This is a genomic window from Streptomyces sp. NPDC027189, from assembly GCF_055566975.1.
Genome location: NZ_JBVHRI010000002.1, coordinates 238,988 through 259,292 on the forward strand (window position 1 = coordinate 238,988; position 20,305 = coordinate 259,292).

The 20,305-nt window shown below is 67.1% G+C and carries 10 protein-coding genes and 2 pseudogenes; 4 read left to right on the forward strand and 8 right to left on the reverse strand.

Annotated features, from left to right (window positions below):
- Positions 1 to 214: 214 nt before the first annotated feature.
- Positions 215 to 3,703 (reverse strand): DNRLRE domain-containing protein, encoded by a 3,489-nt coding sequence (locus ACZ4RZ_RS05665; protein WP_467742345.1) that lies wholly within the window; start codon positions 3,701 to 3,703, stop codon positions 215 to 217.
- Between the two features lie 535 nt (positions 3,704 to 4,238).
- On the opposite strand from ACZ4RZ_RS05665, the gene ACZ4RZ_RS05670 reads away from it, so the two are divergent.
- Positions 4,239 to 11,480 (forward strand): polymorphic toxin-type HINT domain-containing protein, encoded by a 7,242-nt coding sequence (locus ACZ4RZ_RS05670; protein ID WP_467743063.1) that lies wholly within the window; start codon positions 4,239 to 4,241, stop codon positions 11,478 to 11,480.
- Between the two features lie 2 nt (positions 11,481 to 11,482).
- Positions 11,483 to 11,797, forward strand: a complete 315-nt coding sequence (locus ACZ4RZ_RS05675) for a hypothetical protein (RefSeq protein ID WP_467742347.1) — start codon at positions 11,483 to 11,485, stop codon at positions 11,795 to 11,797.
- 132 nt (positions 11,798 to 11,929) lie between these two features.
- Here the strand turns inward: ACZ4RZ_RS05675 and ACZ4RZ_RS05680 are convergent.
- The 5 genes and pseudogenes from ACZ4RZ_RS05680 to ACZ4RZ_RS05700 all read right to left on the reverse strand — a co-directional run.
- Positions 11,930 to 12,229, reverse strand: a pseudogene (locus tag ACZ4RZ_RS05680) (tyrosine-type recombinase/integrase); the annotation flags it as partial.
- Positions 12,165 to 13,169: pseudogene (locus ACZ4RZ_RS05685) on the reverse strand (IS481 family transposase); the annotation flags it as partial. The pseudogenes ACZ4RZ_RS05680 and ACZ4RZ_RS05685, both read right to left, overlap by 65 nt.
- 550 nt (positions 13,170 to 13,719) lie before the next feature.
- Entirely contained in the window at positions 13,720 to 14,337 is a 618-nt protein-coding gene (locus ACZ4RZ_RS05690) for a helix-turn-helix domain containing protein (RefSeq protein WP_467743064.1), read from the reverse strand.
- 30 nt (positions 14,338 to 14,367) lie between these two features.
- A complete protein-coding gene (locus ACZ4RZ_RS05695) occupies positions 14,368 to 14,811 on the reverse strand; it encodes a hypothetical protein (protein WP_467742349.1) in 444 nt (147 codons plus the stop codon).
- A gap of 299 nt (positions 14,812 to 15,110) precedes the next feature.
- Positions 15,111 to 15,674 carry a hypothetical protein gene (locus tag ACZ4RZ_RS05700; protein ID WP_467742351.1) on the reverse strand — a complete coding sequence of 188 codons (564 nt, stop codon included), beginning with the start codon at positions 15,672 to 15,674 and terminating at the stop codon, positions 15,111 to 15,113.
- Positions 15,675 to 16,049: 375 nt separating this feature from the next.
- Here ACZ4RZ_RS05700 and ACZ4RZ_RS05705 point away from each other — a divergent pair, with 375 nt between their 5' ends.
- Positions 16,050 to 17,159, forward strand: coding sequence for an NAD(P)/FAD-dependent oxidoreductase (locus ACZ4RZ_RS05705; RefSeq protein WP_467742353.1), 1,110 nt, complete (start codon positions 16,050 to 16,052; stop codon positions 17,157 to 17,159).
- A gap of 156 nt (positions 17,160 to 17,315) precedes the next feature.
- Here the strand turns inward: ACZ4RZ_RS05705 and ACZ4RZ_RS05710 are convergent.
- A protein-coding gene (locus ACZ4RZ_RS05710; RefSeq protein ID WP_467742355.1) for an IS630 family transposase occupies positions 17,316 to 18,394 on the reverse strand; the annotation gives its coding sequence in 2 pieces (ribosomal slippage) (positions 17,316 to 17,893 and positions 17,893 to 18,394; 1,080 coding nt in all).
- A gap of 180 nt (positions 18,395 to 18,574) precedes the next feature.
- On the opposite strand from ACZ4RZ_RS05710, the gene ACZ4RZ_RS05715 reads away from it, so the two are divergent.
- Entirely contained in the window at positions 18,575 to 19,066 is a 492-nt protein-coding gene (locus ACZ4RZ_RS05715) for a hypothetical protein (protein WP_467742357.1), read from the forward strand.
- On the opposite strand, the gene ACZ4RZ_RS05720 is transcribed toward ACZ4RZ_RS05715, so the two are convergent.
- On the reverse strand, positions 19,059 to 20,264 hold the full coding sequence (locus ACZ4RZ_RS05720) for an IS110 family RNA-guided transposase (RefSeq protein ID WP_467742359.1): 1,206 nt from the start codon (positions 20,262 to 20,264) through the stop codon (positions 19,059 to 19,061). The two genes, ACZ4RZ_RS05715 and ACZ4RZ_RS05720, sit on opposite strands and share 8 nt — an antisense overlap.
- Between the last annotated feature and the right edge of the window lie 41 nt (positions 20,265 to 20,305).

A 20,305-nucleotide genomic window follows, 5' to 3' on the forward strand; every position in this document is an offset into this window, starting at 1 on the left:
CTGTGTGATGTCACGCCGCCAGCCCCGCGGGCAGTGGTTGCCGGGCGTGAGCCCGAGAGTCGTTCAGAGCCACCCGGGCCCTTCCGCGGCCGCACTGGGGCGTCCTTCGCAGTCGGCGCGCAGGGGCACACCGTCAGGAAAGGTGGTGCCGGCCGTGCACGCCGTTGGGCCCACTGCCCGGGGGCAGTGGGCCCAACGGCGTGCTGGCGGGATCTCATCCGATGGTGATGCGGGTCTTCCAGTAGTCCTTTGCGGTGATGATTTCGGTTCCGGTGCCGGTGAGGGCGGTTTTGCTGCCGGGGTGGAAGCGTACGGATCCGTCGGAGCGGATGGCCCAGATGTCGGGGATGGTGTCTCCGTTGGCGTCGGGGGTTCCGATGAGGAGGGGGACGCTGCTGCTGTACCAGCCGGAGGCGCCGTACTCGGTGTCGATGCCGCCGGAGGAGTTGGCGGCGGATGCCAGCGAGTTGAGGTCGACGCCGCCGCTGGAGGCGGCGATGCCCTTGCGCAGCAGCAGGCGCCCGGTGACGTCGGTGCGGTAGACGAGGTCGGCGATTGCGTCGCCTGAGACGTCCTGGGCGGTGACGATGTCCCGGTCCTTCCAGCCGGAGGCGGACAGCCGGATGGCCTGGTCGATGGTGGCGCCGTGGTATCCGGTGAGGGCCCACAGTTCGTCGTCGGTGCCGCCTGCGTTCTTGACGGTGGCGAGGAAGTCGGTGCGTCCGTCGCCGGTGATGTCGCCTGCTGCCACGATCTGGGTGAGGTTGTCGGGGCTGGGTGCGCCCGCGGGCAGGAGGATCTCCTGGCGTTTGTCGGTGTTGACGGCGCCGTAGCCGTCCCCAGGGTAGACCCAGAGTTTGCCGTCGAGGCGGACGACGAGGTCCTGGAGGCCGTCGCCGCCGGTGATGTCGCCGTTGTGGGTGATGAGGGCGCCCTTGAAGTGGCCTGAGGGCGCGGCGACATAGGGCGGCAGGTCGTCGCCGTTGGGGTCCTTTTCGGGGTTGGCCCGGTAGGCGCCTGGCATCGAGTAGTCCAGGTCGCCGGTTCCCTTGTTCAGGTCGTCCTTGTTGGCCTGGGAGGGGTAGAGGGCCAGGTTGCCGCCCTCGGTGACGACCATGAGGTCGGGCAGTTTGTCTCCCGTGAAGTCGCCGGGCGCGTCGGCCTGGTCGCGGGGGGTGACGTAGAAGAAGTACCTGGTCGGCTCCGAGGGGTTGCCCGCGCCGTCGACGGTGCGGACGTAGAGCACGTTGGGTCCGGCGGTGGGGGGCTTGGCATCGGTGATGGTGGCGCTGACGCTGGTGGCCGTGCCGGCGGTGCGCGTGATCTGGCCTGTGTAGCTGGCGGAGTTGAAGCCGTACTCGTAGCGCACGACGTCCGTATTGAGGGCGCGGAAGGTGAAGGAGCCGGGTGTGCCGAACTTCTTGGTACTCCAGATGGCGTCCTCGGCGCCGCTGCCGAAGCCGTTCTTATCGCCGTCGGCGTTGGGGAAGTCGGTGGAGCTGACCTTGGGCAGCCGGGGTGCGGCCGTGTCCAGAACGAAGCGGCAGGGTGTCTTGGCCGGGTAGTAGGCCGACGAACTTCCGGTGTCGTCGACCGCGCGTACTCGCCAGGAGTAGGTGGTGCCGTTCTTGAGCCCGCTGGTGGAGAAGCCGTTCGTCGTTTTCAGTGCCGTGTCGGTGTCAGCGCCGACGGATACCTTGCCGGTTGATTTGAGTAGGTCGCCGGTGGTGTCCCACTGGCCGGTGGGCCAGAGGTCGAAGTCGAGGTAGTTGAGGTTCTTGTCCTTGTCCGTGGCCTTGGCGGTGAAGGTCAGGTCGCCCGAGCCCATGCGTACGTATTGCTTCGTGGTGGTGCACTTGCCGTCCGGGCCGAGGTCCAGGGAGTTGGAGACGATCGTGGGCTTGCGGTTGTAGACCAGTTCCAGGACGGGGGCGTTGTCGCCGTTGGCCTGGAACTTCTTCCATGCGTACTGGGAGTGTTCGTCGCGGGCGCGCAGTCCGAAGGTGATGGTGTCGTCGCCCTCGTCGGCGGTCTTCTGGGCGCCCTTCTTCACGTCGAAGGCTTCGTACGCGTCGCGGCATCTGGATGCCTTCCAGCCGTGCGCGAAACTCTTGCTGGCGAGTTTGTTGCCGTCGTGGAGCCTGGGTGCGTTTCTCCAGTTGGTGTGCGAGTTGATCTCGCTGGTGAGGTGCACGCTCATCGAGCGGTCGCTGCAGGACCAGGAGTAGGTCTCCAGCATGCGCAGCTTCGCGCTGGTGATTTTGGTGCCCTTGAGGTCCTTGTCGAAGGAGATGTTGAAGAACGAGCGGGAGGTGCCCCAGGTGTCGGATTCGAAGCCGACGCGGGCCTCGTGGGTCCCTCCCCTGTTGAAGCCCTTGCCGTTGTAGAAGGTGGCCTTGGGGTGCCGGTTGTAGGCGGTGGTCCAGTTCTGGGTGTGCTTCTTGACCGACGGGTCGATGAACACCGGGTAGGTGGTGGCCGGGTCGGTCAGGAAGTCCTGGCCTGGGGTGATCGTCCACTGTCCCGCGGACAGGTCGGTCTCAACGAGGTCGCCGTGCGAGTCGGGAGAAGGACCGTCGAGTGAGGGCAGGCTCAGCGTGGCCGCTGAGCCGGTCTGCGAGGGCTCCGGGGTCGGCTCTGCGGGCGCGGACGGCAGCGGGGACTCCGACACCGTTGGCTCGGGGCCGTCGCTCGCGGAGGGCAACGCCTCGACGTCGGTGTCGCTCTGCTCGTCGGATTCGACGGGGTCTTCTGCTGTGGCGGTCGGGGTGTCGCTGGGGTCTGGCTCGGCGGAGTCCGAAGGATCCGGGGACTCGGACTCGGTCGGCTGGGCGGTTTCGCCCACAGCGCCGTCGGTGTCGGCCGGGGAGCCGCTGCTGTCCCACATCAGCGGTGTGGGCGAGACTGCGACCTCTTCGCCGTAGGGGTTTTCGGCGCTGATGATGCCGGAGGCAGGGTCCAGGCGGAAGGTGAGCTCGGCGGAGTGCAGACCGTAGACCAGCTGCTGCACATGCGGGTCGGAAGCCGCCTGGCGGTTCTTCAGCACGATGAGCTGCCCGAAGCCGTCGTCGTCGGCGGTGAGCACCAGGTCGCCGCCCGGGAAGATCTCCGGGTACAGGGCGCGGTTGCCGTCGATGATGGGTGTGGGGACTGCACCGGGCCAGGTGAGCTGGATGTCGTAGGCGCCATCGCCGACATGGAGGGTGACCAGCGGGGTCCCGGTGTCGGCTGCGGCCGCACCCTTGAGGAGGGAGACCCGGCGTGTGGTCGAACGGGACGCGCGCTGCTGACCGTGTGTCGCGGAGCCGGCCGAGAACACCATGCGGGTGTTGGTGGCTGCCGGTTCCCAGCCGTCCTTGGTGCGGTGCAGGTTCGGGTCGATCTTCTTCCACTCGCCGCCCACCTTGGCCCGGATCGGCGACGAGTACAGCTGCTTCATTATGAGGCCGTCGGGGCGCGCCCAGGTGGTGGAGTGTGCGGTGCGCGCGGAGGTGACCTCGACAGGCTTTCCGGTCCTGGCCGCCTGGTTGATGGCTGCGGTTTCGGTGACGGTCTTCGCGGTTCGGTCGCGTCCGGCGTCGCTACCCTTGGCGTCGCTGTCCAGCCGGAGCCCTGCGTAGACGATGCCGGTCGTGGCGACTGCGGTGGCGAGTAGTGCCGCAGTGGTCCGGCGGCCAGGCATACGGCGCCAGTTGCGCGTCATCGGGCGAGTTCCCCTTCCCCCATGGAACCGGCGCGTGACAGAGCGCTGCCGGGCCTGCCGATGATGACCTATGGAGAAGCTGTCGTCATCCTGTGCGGAATTCGCGCATGTGGCGGGCGTGACCGCGGTCGGTGTTCCGTGAGCAGGGAATGGGCCGTTGATAGGGCACGAGAGTTGATGAGTCGTCAATTTTCAAAAGGGGCAATGCCATCCCAACCAGCCCGAAGTGCCTGACGATATGCCGGGAGAAGTTCATGCACACACCAAAGGGCACCAAAGGGCGGACCGACACCCCGTGAAGGGTTGTCCCGCATTCAGGCCTATTCGTTGCGTAGCAATGCGTTACGTTCCGTGATGATCATCACACAGCCTCCCCATGTCTGGCGTTTCCTCACAGGGTGATCACAGAATCTTCGCTGTCTGATACATCGTCATGCGTGGTCCTTCACCGGTCCCGCTCCAAGTGGTTCGGGGGGACCTCGCCGTGTTCGGTGGACTTCCGCACGTCCGTAAGCGCCGCCTCGCGCGCGCAGCCGTGCCCGTCACGGCAGCCGCATTGCTGGTGGGACTGCTGCCCGCGCAGTCGCTGGCGCTGCCTCCGGATCCGGCGACGGCGGAGACGGGACGCGAGACGCTGAATCTTGAGGACCTCGGACGTGACCTGCCGGTGCCCGGCAAGGTGTTCAGCAGGTACCTCGGCACGCTGAAGGCCGAGGTCCCCCAGGACCTGCTCACAGCCCCCACGGGGACGACGACTCCGCCCTCCAACCTGACGGGCTCTGTCACCTTCGGCTCGACCACGACGACGGCTTCGGCCCGCACAGCCTCCACCACCGCCAGCCCAGCCGCCCTGTCGCCCGTCGGCACCCTGCCCGTCAGCCTCGGCCAAGCCCCCGACCAGCCCGCCCCGAGCGGTACCTGGCAGGTCACCATCCCGGACCGCACCTCGCCGGTCGGCCAGGGGGTAGACGGCTCCGTCCTGGTGGTCCAGTCCCCCACTACTGGCTCGGTCCCGGTCTCCGTCAAGCTGGACTACTCCAAGTTCAAGAGCCTCTACGGCGCCGACTGGGCCTCACGCCTGCGCTTCGTCCAGTTCCCTGACTGCTACCTGGACACGCCGGACGACGAGGCGTGCCAGACGTACGAGGAACTGGAGACGGTCAACGACCCTGCGTCGCAGTCCCTCACTGCTACCGTCGACCCGGCAGCCGACGACACAGTGACTCCGGCTTCTGCGGCGCCATCGGGTGCCAAGAGCTCCGGCGTGGCACAGGCGGCCTACCGGACATCCGCCTCAGCGACCCCCGCGGCCGCCGGCGGCGCAGCGGTCGTCGGTGCGGTCGACTCCGGTGGCAGTGCGGGCGGCTCGTTCAAGGCGACACCGCTCGCCTCTGACGGCAAGTGGGCGGCCGGAGGCTCCTCGGGCGCGTTCAGTTGGTCCTATCCGCTGATGATGCCGCCCCCGCCTGCGGGGCCGGCGCCGAAGATCTCGTTCGAGTACAACTCACAGACCGTGGACGGCCGTACGGCGGTCTCCTCGCCGCAGGCCTCGTGGATCGGCGAGGGCTGGTCCTACGACCCCGGGCACATCGAGCGCCGCTACCGCACCTGCAAGGACGACCGCAAAGCACTCGACGCCGGGATTCCCAACAACACGGCCAAGAAGGACAAGACGTCCGACCTGTGCTGGGTGTCGTACAACGCGGTGATGTCGCTGGCGGGCAGGACCACCGAACTGGTCCGGGACGCCGCAACCGGCAGCAAGCCCGAGGAAGACACCGAGATTTACCGCCCCCAGCAGGACGACGGAACCAGGGTCGAGCACCGGGTCGGCGGAAGCAACGACGACAACAACGGCGAGTACTGGATTGTCACCACCACGGACGGCACCCAGTACTTCTACGGCCTGAACAGCGTCGGCGGCGGTCACGCCGACACCCACTCAGTTGGCACCGTCCCCGTCTTCGGTAACCATCCCAGCGAGCCCTGCCACGCCGACGCCTTCGCCGACTCCCGTTGTGGCTCCGGCAAACAGCAGGCCTGGTACTGGGGCCTGGACAAGGTCGTTGACGTGCACGGCAACGCGATGGTCGTCAACTGGAAGCAGGAGACGAACTACTACGCGGTAAAGAAGAAGTTCAAGTCGCCCGAGCAATACGACCGCAACGCGTACCCGACCACCATCGAGTACGGCATGCGCTCGGACCTCACCAAGCCGTCCGCCACCGTCGACTTCGGGGCCAAGCAGCGATGCCTGAAGTCCGAGACGGCCTGCGACGCCGCCAACTTCGCCAAGACCGACGACCCGGGCGCCTACCGCCCCTGGTGGGACACCCCCGGCAACCTCAACTGCAAGTCCACCTCCAAACTGTGCGCGCCATTCCCGTCCTTCTGGACGCAGATGCGCCTGGACACCGTGACGAGCAAGGCAGCCCGCGCCGGGCAGACCGGTCTGGGCCTCGTCGACCGGTACACGCTTCACCAGTCCTTCCCCGAGGACTGGTACGACACCTCACCCGGCCTATGGCTCAACTCGATCACCCGCACCGGATACGCGCCCGGTGACACAACCGGCACCCTGCAGTCCGCGGACGGCATCAGCTTCGCCCCCTACACCGTCGGCGCCGACTCTCCCCTGCGCACCCGCCTGAAGGACAGGCAGCTGCCGAACCTGGTACTCAACGGCAAGAACGACCAGCGCCCCGGCTTCACCCGCCCCCGCATCGGTACAGTCTCCACCGAGTACGGCGGGGACATCGAGATCGAGTACACAGGCGGCTGCGCGGCCGAACCCGTCGAGGACAAAGGCAAGAGCAACGGCACCTGCTACCCGGTCCGCTGGTCACCCGACGGCGACGAGAAAACCCCGGCGAAGGCCTGGTTCAACAAGTACGTCGTCGACTCCGTCACCGAGACCGACAAGGTCACCTCGCACGGAGAACCGGTCTTCACCAAGTACAAGTACAAGGACACGGCCTGGGCCAAGAGCGACGACGAGTTCACGCGTCCCGCGCTGCGCACCTACAGTGACTGGCACGGCTACCGGCAGGTCACAGCCATCAAGGGCACCAAATCCAGTTCCGAGGAAGGTGTCCCGCAGTCCCAGTCGTACTCCGTGACCCGCTACTTCCAGGGCGCAGGCGGCGCTGTCAAGGACTCCACCGACACCTACACGCTGCTCGCAGACGACGCGCCGCAGTACGCCGGCATGACCGCGGAGAGCATCACCTACCGCGACTCCGACGGCAAGATGCTCAAGCAGGGCCTCACTTTCCCCTGGTCCAAGCAGACCGCCTCCCGCTCCCGCGAGAACGAAGACGGCACCGCGGGGGAACCGCTTCTGGCCCACCGTGTGGGTGTCAAGAGGAGCGACCAGATCCAGCAGGTCGACACGAGCTGGCGCGCCGTGCGCACGCTCACCAACGTCGATGACACGTACGGGCTGCCCATCGAGGTGGAGACAGCCGTCGTCAAGCCCAACGGAACCGGCGAGACCCTCTCCGACCAGTCCTGCACCAAGACGTCGTACGTGCACAACACCACGGCCTGGCTGATCGGCCTGCCCAAGGAACAGCGCACCATGGCTACATCGTGCGCCGGCTACGACGCGGCGGACCCCGCCACCAAGCTTCAGGGTGCACAGCAGACCACCTACGACAAACTCGCCTACGGTGCGACCCCGACCAAGGGCCTGGTCACCTCAACAGCCCAGAACAACGGTGCCGGCACCGGCTACGCCGCCGCAATGACCACAACGTACGACCCGCTGGGCCGGGTACGCACGGTAACGGCGCCGGGCCTTGGAACCACCGAGAAGCAGTACACCCCCGGCGACTCAGGCGGCCCGGTCACATCGGTGAAGACCATCAATGCCAAAGGGCAGGCGACCACCACCACCTACGACCCCGGCCGTGACCTGCCCCAGACCGTCACCGACCCCAACAGCCGCGTGACACGCAGCGAGTACGACGCCCTGGGCCGCCTGGTGAAGGGCTTCTCCGCGTCGCGCTCCTCGGGCGGCAAGTCGCCGAACGTCGAAATCGCCTACCAGACGGCGATCGCCACACCCAAGGAGAACCGTCCGGCCGCGGTGACCGTGAAGACGCTCAAGGACGACGGCTCATACGCCCGCCAGGTCACCCTGTACGACGGTCTGACGCGTCCGGTCCAGACCCAGTCCGAGGCCCACGGCCCCGGCCGGGTCATCACGGACACCACGTACAACGACCACGGCCTGGTCGACCAGGAGACCAGCGGCTACCTCGCCAAGGGTGAGCCGAGCACAGAGCTGTTCGCCCCCAAGTCGAAGTCGCTGATCCCCAGTTGGACCAAGCACCGCTACGACGGGCTGGAGCGCGAGGTCCGCGCGTCGGTCTACCACGACGGCGACTACAAGTACGCGACGTACACCGACTACAACGACACCAGCACCTGGGTGAACCCGCCGGGGTCCACGACACCGACAACACTGACGTCGTTCGACGCCCTCGGACGGGTCACCTCCGTCAAGCACTACACCACGACGGATTCCGCCGCCAGTGCCGGTCGCACCACGACGTACGAGTACGACGCGAGGGGCTACCGGACCAAGGTCACCGACCCGGCGGGCAACGTCTGGTCGTACACGTACGACGCCCGCAGCCGCGTGACGTCCACGACCGACCCCGACACCGGCACCACGGACACCTGGTACGACGACGCCGACCGCCCCAACCGTGTCAGGAACGCGCGCCAGCAGGAGACCTTCACCGAGTACGACGATCTGGGACGCGTCCTCAAGGTGAGACAGGGCTCCGCGACCGCGACCCCCGTCAAGGAGTACACCTACGACACCCTGCCGGGCGCGGTCGGGCAGCCGGTGGCGTCGATCCGGCACACCGCGAACGGCGACTACATCAACCGCGTCACCGGCTACGACACCGAGTACCGCGCCACCGGCAGTGAGACGGTCATCCCGGCCAACTCCATGACCACCGGCGTGGCCGGCACCTATTCCTACACCTACACCTACACGCCCACGGGCGCGCAGCAGTCGGTCACACTGCCTGCCGCGGGCGGCCTGGCGAGCGAGAAGGTTGTCACCCGCTACAACGGGGACGGCCTGCCGGAGTCGACCTCCGGCCAGGCCTGGTACACAGCTGACGCCACCTACTCGCCCTACGGTGAGCCGCTGCGCACGGTCTCCGGCTCGCAGCCCAACCGCGTCTGGACGACCAACTTCGTCGACCCGCACACCGGCCGGCTCCAGCGCACGGTGGCGGACCGCGAGACGTCCGGCCCGCACCGCATCACCGACAGCTACTACTCCTACGACACCTCCGGCACGATCACCTCCAACGCGCATCAGCTCGGCGACCCGGCAGACGGCACCTGGGACAACCAGTGCTTCACCTACGACGCGATGGGCGAGCTGGTGCACGCCTGGACGTCGAAGACCACGCCTGACGGAAACGGCACGGGCTGCAAGGCCGCGAACGGCACCACATGGGGTCACCGCACCTCATATGCGACCTCGTCAGGTCCTGTGGCCGAGGCCTCGGACGAAGCGGCCGACGTGACGAGCCCGAACGCCTCGCTGACGTCGACGCTTGCGGCCGCGGCGCCCGACGCGGGGACCGTCTCGACGGGGGCAACGGCCTACCGCCAGTCGTTCACCTTCGACTGGCTCGGTAACCGGGCCACGGCGACCGAGCACGACACGGCTGATCCGACGAAGAACGTCACCTTCACCTACCGGTACGGCAAGACCGTCGTCGGCAACGGAACGACCCCGTCGTACACGAAACAGCCGCACACTGCCACCTCGATCAGTTCCAGTCCCTCCGGCAAGGGCAGCGCCTACACCTACGACGACAGCGGCAACACCACCGTCCGCGACCTGTCCAACACCACCCAGAACCTCGTCTGGACGTCCGAGGACAAGCTCGACTCGATCACCGACGACGGCAAGAAGACGACGTACGTCTACGACGCCGACGGCAACCGCATCCTGGAAAACTCGGCCTCCGGCTCGACCCTGTACCTGGGCGAGACGGAACTGACCACAAACGCCACCGGCACGATCACCCGAGCCTCGCGGTCCTACGGCCAGGCGGGCGCGCCCACCGTCGTCCGCACCACCACCAACGGCGCGACAACAGGCCACAAACTCAGCGTCCTGATCGCCGACCACGTCGGCACGGCGAACACATCCGTCGACCTGTCCACCGGTCAGCCGGTCACCCGCCGGGCCTTCAAGCCGTATGGCGAGATACGCGGAGCCAAGCCGGCCAGCTGGCCCAACAAGCGCAGCTATCTCGGCGTGGGCATCGACGACGCCACCACCGGCCTGACCCACCTCGGAGCCCGCGAGTACGACCAGAACTCCGGCCGGTTCCTGTCCGCCGACCCGGTAATCGACCTCGCAGACCCGCTGCAGATGAACGGTTACACCTACTCCAACAACAGCCCGGTCTCACACTCCGACCCCTCCGGCCTGTGCATGGCGGACGCCTGCGGCATCGGCTACCCGATCGGCGGCACCGGCTCCAACGGCGGCGACAAGGAGTACGTGACCACCGCCCCCAAGCACGCAGGCGGAGTCGGAGGCGACCACTACAGCGGAGCCGGATACACCGGAGACCTCCCCGCCGCAGCTCACGGCGACTCCAACCAACTCGTACGCAGAGACAACGAGTGGTACCTCATCATCTACCCCGGCATCTATCTGCCCGCCAACCACCCGCAGAGCGAATCCATCGCGGCAGACGTCCGCAGCCAGATGGAGGAGGACTGCGCCAGCTCCGCCCGCGGCTACTACTGCGACGCCCCAAGCAGGGACATCCACAACATCGACGTCGGGGCCCAGGCCCGCTTTGTCGCCAAGGCACGCGCCTGCCCCGCCAGCTGCCACGGCGGCAAATACTGGATGAATCCCGCCGTCATCATGGAAGCGATGGCGAGTAGCGCAACGCTCGGGAACAGCAACAGCGTCTCTTCATACACCGGCCAGCACCGAGGTGGACGAAGCGTCTCGGGGCAGAAAATCGGCTGCAAGTGCTTCCTCGCCGGCACCGACGTCCTCATGGCCGACGGCTCCACCAAGAACATCGAAGACATCAAACTCGGCGACAAGGTCTTTGCCACCGACCCCGAGACCGGTAAGACCGGTCCCCGGAAGGTCACACGCCTCATCAGGACCGAAGGCGACAAGTACTTCAACGAACTGTCCGTCGCCACAAAAGACGGCATCAAGAAACTCACCGCCACACACGAACACCCCTTCTGGTCCCCCTCCCAACACGACTGGATACCAGCAGGCAGCCTCAAACCCGGCATGACCCTGCGCACCGACGACGGCCACACCGTCATCATCACCGGCAACCGCCCCTTCACAAAGCACGCACGCACGTACAACCTCACCGTCGACGGCCTCCACACGTACTATGTACTCGCTGGGGCCACGCCGGTTCTTGTCCACAACTCGAACGGGCTTTGTGGAGTAACCTCTGCTATTCACGACGACCCGTATCTCGTGAAGGCGGCGGAAGCGGCCGGAAAGAATCAGCGAATCCAGAAGGAAATGGACGATCTGGTCATGCAGTTCCGGGGCGGTAACACGAACCCCGGTCTCGGGAATAAGTCCCTTGCTGGCACGGACATTTCGTACCTGCGAGGCCGCAATGGCGGTCGCGTCTTCTTCCGGAATACTGACGATGGTATGCAGATCGTCGGTAAGGCCGATAAGTCGAACGAGTCCAAGGTCATCAGTCGCCTCACGGATATGTACGGAAACTAGGTATGTACGAGATCAGCGAAGAGGGCCTGACCCTCCAGGTGGAGCTGGGCGAGGATGCGCCAGACGAGGTCGAGAACGCCGATGGTTGGATCCTGCTCCCTGGTGAAGGAAGATGGTCTGTGACCTTCTTGACGTACCTAGAGCTGGGCCGAATTCTGGATAGATGGCAGGCGACTGGTGAATGCCTGAACGGATCGTATTTCACCTGCCCAGATTTGGTGTTGACTCGCCGTCCGGGGGTCCGTGAAATGTTCGCAGCAGTGCGAGAAATGGTTGCTAATGGCGACCATGAAATGTCCCTCAAGCGGGTCGAGTAACTGCGGTACAGTTCATTCTGCGCGTGAGTACCTTTCACGTGCAGGGCCTCGCTCGCCGCAAGGAGAAGCCCCACCGAAGAGGACCTTCGGTGGGGCTTCTGACGTGCCTGACGGCAGTAGTTGACGGCAACGTCAGCGGACGGGCGCGGCGCACAGGGTTGGTTCGTCGCCGTCGTCGGGCTCGCCGGTGATCTTGGAGGGGTTGCGGAGGGCGCTGCCAAGAAGGTCGATGGCGTCGCGCTGGAGGCGGAGTCGGACGTGGGCGTAGACGGTGGCGGTGACGCCGATGTGGGCGTGGCCGAGGAGTTCCTTGATGACGACGAGTTCGACGCCCTGTTCCAGGAGGAGGGTGGCCGCCGAGTGCCGGAGATCGTGGAATCGGATGCGGCGGAGCCTGGCCCGGTGGAGCAGGGCGGTGAAGTGCCGAGTGAGCCGGAAGCCTCAGCTCAAGCCCATCGGCCGCAGCCGGACTGAACCGGCTCACGGGGGTGGCCATGTCCAGCGACTGATGCGGACGGACGGTGTTGTAGTCCTCGCGCCAGCCGTCGATGACCGCCTGCGCCGCCCCCCGATCGGTGAACGCCCCGTGATCGTCGAGAAGTTCACGACGCAGCGACTGATGGAACCGCTCGATCTTCCCCGTGGTCGTCGGTGAACGCGGCTTGGTCAGCCGATGCTTGACGCCGTTCATCCGACAGATCCGATCGAACAGCACCTCCGTCGACGGGCCCGGAGTGCCGAACCGGCCGGTGAACTGCTTGCCGTTGTCGGTCAGCACCTCCTCCGGACAACCGAAGGCCCTCAGCGCGGCGACGAAGGCCGCACACACCGCCCGCCCGGTCGCCCGCTCCACCACTGAAGCGATCACACAGAACCGGGAGTGGTCGTCCACCCCGGTCACCAGCTTCACCTCTCGGCCGTCGGCCAGATAGATCCCGCCCATCACATCCAGCTGCCACAACTGCATCGGCCCCGGACGCTCCCACCGGCGGTAATCCTCCCGACGTCTTCGCCGGGCCACCGGCACGATCAACTCGTGGCGCACCAGGATCCGATACACCGATGCCTCCGACGGCACCGGCTCAACACCCCGCCGCCCAAGCTCATGCCGCAACCGGCGCTGACCCCATCTGGGATGCAGCCGTCGCAGTTCCAACACGGCCGCCTCCACCGCAGGAGGCATCTGCCACGGATGTGACCTGGGGCGATGCGACCGGTCCGCCAAAGCGGCCAGACCACCTTGTTCATAGCGGCGCACCCAGGAGTGCACCGACTGCCGCGAGACCCCATACCGGGCCGCGACCTCCGTCTTGGACGCGCCGGCACCCAGCACCTCCATGACCGCGTGATAGCGCTGCTCGACCACGCTCAGCTCCACTAACACCGGCCTCGGCCCCCTCTGCGACAGCAGTCGCAGACAGCAAACCGAGGACGGAACCGTCAAGCATCAAGTGACGTCAACGCGTCAAGCATCAAGCGAAGTTGCACACAGCGGTCCGGGGGTGTGCGTTCAGATTTTCTCTACGAGGTTCAAGGCGGCGCCCACCCGTCTGAACCGGCCGAACATCGCCGACCGACCCACCGCCGGGCGAGTAGCCGACGCCCGTCCTGGGTGTCGGCGGGCGGCCGACCCCGGGCGTGAGCGGGGCCGTCCGTCGGACTAAGTTCGTCGTTGAGGGGTATCGATGGCTCGGCGTTGGGGAGCCGGGGGTGTCCATAGACGCCGCTGGCGACACCGATGTAGGCCGACCGACGATTTCTTTGATTACAACGAGGTCGATGCCTCGTTCACGGAGCAGGTTGTCATCGGGTAGCGCGGGTCAGGGAAACGGATGCGGTGGAGCTCTGGCTGGTCGAGGAGCGAGCTGAAGCGCCGGGTTATGTTGGCCCAGGTCGAACCGTCCGCCCGAATGCCGGCAGGCTCAGCGTGGGCGCCAGGTGCGCACTTCCAGGTGAAGGATGTGGGCGTCGGGGCGGATGCGTCCGGTCTCCACGAGCCATTGGTGCACGGCGGCGGTGACATCTCCGCCTGCCGCGTCGACGCGGCGGGCGAAGTCTGCTGCGTCGTGGCCACCGGTGGCGGAGGAGCCGTAGGAGCGTTCTTCGGTGTGGTCGGCGCGCTGGATGACGTCGCGGCGGATGCCCGGTGAGTCGGTTCGGCTGCCGGAGGGGTGCAGGTAGCCGGTTTTGGCGAGGCGGACGGTGAAGGCCAGGCGCAGGCCACGGCGGGCGGCTTCGGCGATGAGGGGGCGTAGCCGGGAGGAGCCGGAGGCGATGGCCTGGGCGCCGACGCGGCCGGTGCCTGAGCCGGTGGGCGTGATCAGGACTGCTTTGCTGCGTACCCGGGCATTCGCGCCGCTGGCCGTGGTGCGGCGGGTGGTGTGCTGGCTTGCGATGGCGGCGAGTTCGGGCAGGTCGGTGATGCCGCCGGTCTGGACGGCGGCCAGGACTTGGCGCAGGGCGGAGACGAAGGCGGCGCCTTTGTTCTTTGTGTAGAACTGGGAGACCAGGGTGGGGTCGCGGTTGATGATGCGGGCGATGTCCCGCTTGGAGTAGCCGGCTACCTGGAGCTAGTCGGCCAGTTGCGCGGCCTCGTTCAACTCGCTCTGCCTGGCTGGGCGGTTGCGGCGGGGGCGGGGGCGGGGTGGCATCAGGCTCCCCCGGTCTGGGTGAGGGCGGCGCGTCCGGCGTCTCGCAGGGTGAGGAGTGCTTCCTCGGTGGTGGGGCCAGTTCTGAGGTGCGGTGAGGTAGAGGGCGTCGGTGCGGAAGGCGACAACGGTGCCGGGTGGGGTGTGCAGGGCGCCTGCGTAGGTGTTGTCGTCGCGGTGGCGTTGGGTGAGCAGGGCGGCGCGGGCGCCGGACCAGATCGCGGCGGCCCATTCGGGGTGGGCGTTGGGGTCGCGGCTGAAGCCGGTGGGGCGCTGCCAGGTGATCAATGCGTCGTCGAAGGCGATGATTTCGGCGTCCGGCGGGATGTCGCGTTCGGCGGTGCGAGGGGTGGTGCCGGTGACCATGCGGGGCGCTGGGCGAAGGAGCCGATGCCGTAGAGGAGGATGGAGCGTACGGCGCGGGAGGCGAGGTGGGCGGCGCGGGCTTGTTGGGCGTCGCCCTGGAAGTGGGCTTGGGCGGAGAGGTTGGCCCAGGTGTCTTTGAGTTTCTTGGCCCAGTCGTCGAGGGGTTTGCCGTCGTCCCACAGGATGCCGTCGAGGATTTCGATCTTCCACGGCCCGATGGGGTTGGTCAGGGCGGTGTGGATTTCGGGGCCGCCCCCGGCCCAGGTGGTGAACGTGGTGCCGGGGGCGGCCGGGTAGTGTCAGGCCCGTTCGCCGGGGGCCGGGGCGGGCAGGATGCCGACGTGGTTCCAGGTGTCGGGGACGGTGACTCGGACCTGCCAGTGGCCGCAGCCGTACAGGGCCCGGGTCTGTTCCTTCTCGGACCAGGCGGCGAAGGTGGCGGCGGTGATGCGGCGGGGGGTGCCGACCGGGGATATCCAGGTGTGCTTGGCGTAGGCGAAGGTGCGGTCGTACTCGACAAGTTGAGGCAACTGCTCGGGCACGCGGGGCGGGAGGATGAGTTCGTTGCGGCCCTGGCCTGCGGTGGCGTGAAACAGGCCGCGCAGTTCCTCGGACAGGACGGGAAAGCCCTCGGCGTGCTGGCCGCGTTGGGGGATGGTGCGGGTCCACAGGTCGCGTCCGGTCTGGGACGGGAAGCCCATGATGACCGCGTCGTTCCAGTGGCGGCGCAGGGCCTGCCACAGCAGGACGAACGCGTCCCGGACGGCGGTCAGGATCGCGGCGACCGACGCGTCGGCCAGGTCGAGGCGGTGGGTCTGGTTGCGGTCTACCAGCACACCCGTGTCCGTGTCCAGGAAGACCATGGAGCGGACTTGCTGAGTGAAGTTCGGGTGCTAGGAGACCAGTTTCGGCGTATGCGTGAACCAACCGTCCCTCGCGGGCCCTTGGGGAATCGACGGCAGGGTGCACGCGGTGCGTCCAGGGCCGCGGGCTCTGCAGGGGCCGGGCCTGCGGAGTTACTGACTTCAGCTCGTCAGGGTGAACTTCCTTGAACTCCCTGATGGGCCCAGAGGGGGGCCGTATCCCGTGGTGTGTGAGGTATGGGGATGAGGGCGTACTGAGGCTTCCCCTTGATCACCTGGAGCCACATGGGACATCAGCAAGCGGTGACCGGTGCTTGCATACTAGAAGCGGGAGTTCGCCCATGATCTGGGGAGGCTTTCGTGGGGATCGGGTCCGTGAAGCGGCCTGAACGTGTTGCTGTCATCGGAGTGGGCATCCTCGGAGCCAGCGTGGGCTGGAACCTGTCCCGGCAGGGCGCCAAGGTGGTCTTCATCGACGCGGCCCAGCCGGGCGAAGGCGTCACCAACTGGTCTTTCTCGTGGGTCAACGCCAGCAACAAGACCGCTCGCAAGTCCTACTTCGACCTGAACGTCGCGGGCATGGCAGCCCACCGTGAGCTTGCCGGGACCATCGGGCCGGACTCATGGTGGTATCCCAGCGGCCACCTGCGCTGGGCAGACGAACCCGCAGCGCAGGCGAAGCTCCTGGAGACAGCCGAACTGCTGACTAGCTGGGACTACCAGGTCGAGGTGTGCACCGGGGCCGAGGTGCGCCGACGCCTCGAACCTGATCTCACGATGCCCGGCGACGTTCCAGTCGTGTTCTACCCCGACGAAGCCTGGGTGCACGGACGTCATCTCGTCGGCCGCCTGGTCGGCCAGGCTGTTGCATCCGGCGCCGAGCTCCGGTCCGGCACCGCGGTCTGTGACATCGGCACCGGTGGCGACGGGAGCATCCGGACAGTTGCTCTATCTGATGGAAGCCGTCTCGACGTCGACATCGTCGTGAACGCAGCGGGCCCCAGCGCCTCCCACGTCGCCGGGCTCCTCGCACGGCACCTGCCGATGCGCCAGGAACCCGGCGTCGTCACCCGGATCGGGTGTGCTCAGGTCCTTGTTCGCCGGCCCATGCACGCGCCTCACATCGAGATCCGTCCCGACGGGGACGCTTCGGTGGTCCTCCACAGCCGCGAGATCGACGCACTCATCGACACCGGCGAAGATCCAGCGCAACTCGCGCGGCAGCTCCATGAATCGGCGCAGCAGGTCGTTCCCGAACTCGGTAACTCCCGCATCGCACAGACACGGGTAGCCCACCGGCCCATCCCCGCCGACGGATTCCCCTCGGTGGGAGCGGTACCGTCCGTGCCGGGCTACTACGAGGCCGTTTCCCACAGCGGCATCACGCTCGGGCCGGTCATCGGCCGGCTCCTCGCTTCGGAGATCCTCAGCGGGAAGAGAGACGAGATGCTGGCGGACTTCCACCCAGAGCGGTTCCCCTCGTGACAGCTCGGGTAAGCGCCACCAGCATCGCAACCAGGCGGGCGCGTCTCCGCGCGCCCGAAACAGGCGCGTAAGTCGCGCCGCCGCGTCAGGCGAGCCGGAAGGACCAGACGGTCCTCCACCTCTGCCGCTCCACCCCTCGCACGAGTTGCCGACTCGTCAAGGCGATGTCGGGCCGTCAAGGGTCAGGCCGGTGCCCGCTATGAAGCCGTCGAGGGTGTCAGGCTGGTACTGGAGGCGTTTGAGCCGGTTGCGGACGAGCGTTTCCAGGCGATCGAGGGCGACGACGGCGAGATTGGACAGGCTGCGTTTGACGTGCGCCCACAGGCCCTCGACGGGATTGAGGTCGGGTGAGTACGCGGGCAGCAGGAACACCGTCAGCCACTCACGCTCGGCGACCAACTCACGCATGGTGTGGGAGACATGTGTGTTGAGCCGGTCCCACACCAGCACGATCGGCGCCTTGACGAGCTGATGGACACCGTCGACCAGCGCGATGAAGTCCCGCTCGCGCATGCTGCGGCGCTTGCCTTTGCCCGCGGGGTGGGTGCGCAGACGGTGGCACAACCGTGTCCGGGAACCGGGCCGCATCGCGATCAACCCAGCCACCGACAGGCGACCCGAGCGTCTCCCGCTGACCGTCACAACCGGGGTGCGGCCACGCCGGCCCCAAGTGCGTCCTTTGGGCGGCCGCCGGGTGAAGCCCGCCTCGTCCTCGAAGCAGACGTAGCCTCCGCAGGCCGCCCGGGCTCTTTTACCTCAGCCCAGGTCGCCTCCTTCCACGCGGTCACAGCCGTCTCGTCGCGCTCGGCCACCCGCCGCGCGGGCACCTGCGGGCTGAAGCCGAGCCGGTGCATCAGCCTCGTCGCCCCGGAGACGCTGTAGGCAATGTGGAACTTCCTGCCGATCAGCGTGGCCACCCTCGCCGCCGTCCACACCTGGTCCTCCACCCAGCCGTGCGCGGCCGGGCCCTGCTCCAGATACTCGGCCAGCTTCTCCAGGCAACGTGGGGACAGACGACATCGCGATCCGCTCGGGCCACGGGAGGCCAGTGCCTGCACACCGCCGTCCCGCCACAGCTGGTACCACTGGTAAGCCGACTTCCGGCTCACCCGCAGCCGCCGTGCCACCTCCACCGGCTTGATCTCCTGCTCGAACAGCTCGGCCGCCTGCATCCGTACCGTCTCCCGGCGCCGTCGTCCCGCAGCAGACAGCCCGCCCCCATCCCCATACCTCACACACCACGAGATACAGCCACCCCTCCAAGCCCATCAGGGACTTCAAGGAAATTCACCCTGACGAGCCGAAGTCAGTATCGGCCAGGATCGAGGGAGCGGCGGGTCGCGGGGGGGTGCCCCTATGGGTTCGGTCAAGGAAATCGGGGTGCGTTGTGTTGCCGGTGAGGTCAGCATTGCTTGGTGTCTGAGCTGCCGTGGAATGACGTGAAGGGCTTCTTCGACCTTGAGTGGGAGGGGTGTCTTCCGGACGTGTGGATCGCGGGGACTGTGGTTGAGGACTGGCAGGCGGTCCTCGATCTGATCGGGGCGAGTGGCTGGCGGAGTGAGTACTCCGAGGGCGGTGTGGTCATGCCGCTGCCGCGTGCTGAAGAGGTGTTGTCGCGGCCCGCTGATGCCGAGTGCGCGGATCTGCGGGTCTGGCCGGTGCCGGATGTGTTGGCGATCTTCCGGTTGGAATCAGCTGACGAAATCGGATTCGACGTGGACCTGCGGGAGTTGCAGGGGCAGGAGCGGTTGGACGTGCTGTGTGGGTTTCTTCGTGCGATCGGGCGTCGACTGGGCAAGCCGGTGGTGATGACGCCCGAGGGCGACTGGGAGCGAAGCCATCCGGTGCTTGGGTTTGATGTCGAGTCCGAACAGGTGGTGCTGTTGGCGGAGCCGCAGGTCAGCTGACTGTTGCCGCTGGGCGTGCTTCGTAGAAGGTGCCGTCGCGGAGCATCGCGAAGAGGACGTCGGCCCGTCGTCGCGCGAGGCAGAGCAAGGCCTGGGTGTGATGCTTTCCCTGGGCGATCTTCTTGTCGTAGTAGGCCCGCGAGGCCGGGTCGCTCAGGGCGGCGAACGCGGAGAGGAAGAAGGCCCGTTTGAGCTGCTTGTTTCCTCTCCGGGAAGGTTGTTCGCCTCGGATCGAGGACCCGGAACTTCGGGTCGCCGGGGCGAGACCGGCGTAGGCGGCGAGGTGGCCGGCGGTCGGAAAGGTGCTGCCGTCGCCGACCTCGATCAGGATGCGGGCTCCGGTCCTGACGCCGACTCCTGGCATCGACGTCAGGACTTTCGAAAGAGGGTGAGCCTCCAGCAGTTCCTCGATCCGGCCGGCCAGCAGCTTGCGCTGGTCAAGGACGGCGGCCAGCGAGGTGGCCAGGCTCGGGACGATCAGAGCGGCCGCATCCGTGCCTGGGACCGCCACAGACTGCTCGTCCAGGGCGGCGAAGATCTCCTCGACCAGCCGCTCGGCCATCCGCGGTGCCTTCGGCCGCAGCAAGGTGACCAGCCGACGCCTGCCTGCTTTGCGGATCTGAGCCGGTGACCCGAACCGTTCCAGCAGTGTGAGGACCGCCGGGTGCTGCATCCGCGGCCCCAGGACCCGTTCTAGCGACGGGTGGATCTGGGTGAGCAGGCCGTGGAGCCGGTTGGCGACCCGGGTGGCCTCGCCGGCCAGGTCGTCGTCGAAGCCGACGATCATCTCCAGCTCGGCGATCGTCTCGTCCTCACCGTCGATCGCCCGAAGCGTGTGCGGCATCGCGCGGGCCGCGTCGGCGATGATGAACGCGTCCCTCGCGTCGGTCTTGGCCTCGCCCGGGTAGAGATCGGCGATCCGCCGCATCGTCAGGCCGGGCAGGTAGGCGACGGGGCAGCCCATGTCCCGAGCCACTGCCAGAGGTAATGCCCCGATCGAGGCCGGCTGATCGACGACCAGCAGGACGGTTCCGTGCTTGGCCTGGAGTTTCACGAACAGTTCGCGGAGCTTGGGCTCGGTGTTAGGCAGGCGCTTGTCGAACGCCTTCTTCCCAGCCGGTGTCACGGCGGTGGCGTGGTGTTCGCCCTTGCCGACGTCCAGGCCGAGGAGGACGTCGATGTCGCCGGTGTCGATCACGTGCAGGCCTCTCCATCACGCTTTCGTCCGGCCTGCCAGGG

What these genes read in the sequence shown, in the direction of transcription:
- ACZ4RZ_RS05695 (WP_467742349.1), bottom strand. Translation starts at nt 14,811, where the DNA reads ATGGTCACCGGCACCACCCCTCGCACCGCCGAACGCGACATCCCGCCG.
- ACZ4RZ_RS05675 (WP_467742347.1), top strand. Translation starts at nt 11,483, where the DNA reads ATGTACGAGATCAGCGAAGAGGGCCTGACCCTCCAGGTGGAGCTGGGC.
- ACZ4RZ_RS05665 (WP_467742345.1), bottom strand. Translation starts at nt 3,703, where the DNA reads ATGACGCGCAACTGGCGCCGTATGCCTGGCCGCCGGACCACTGCGGCA.
- ACZ4RZ_RS05700 (WP_467742351.1), bottom strand. Translation starts at nt 15,674, where the DNA reads ATGGTCTTCCTGGACACGGACACGGGTGTGCTGGTAGACCGCAACCAG.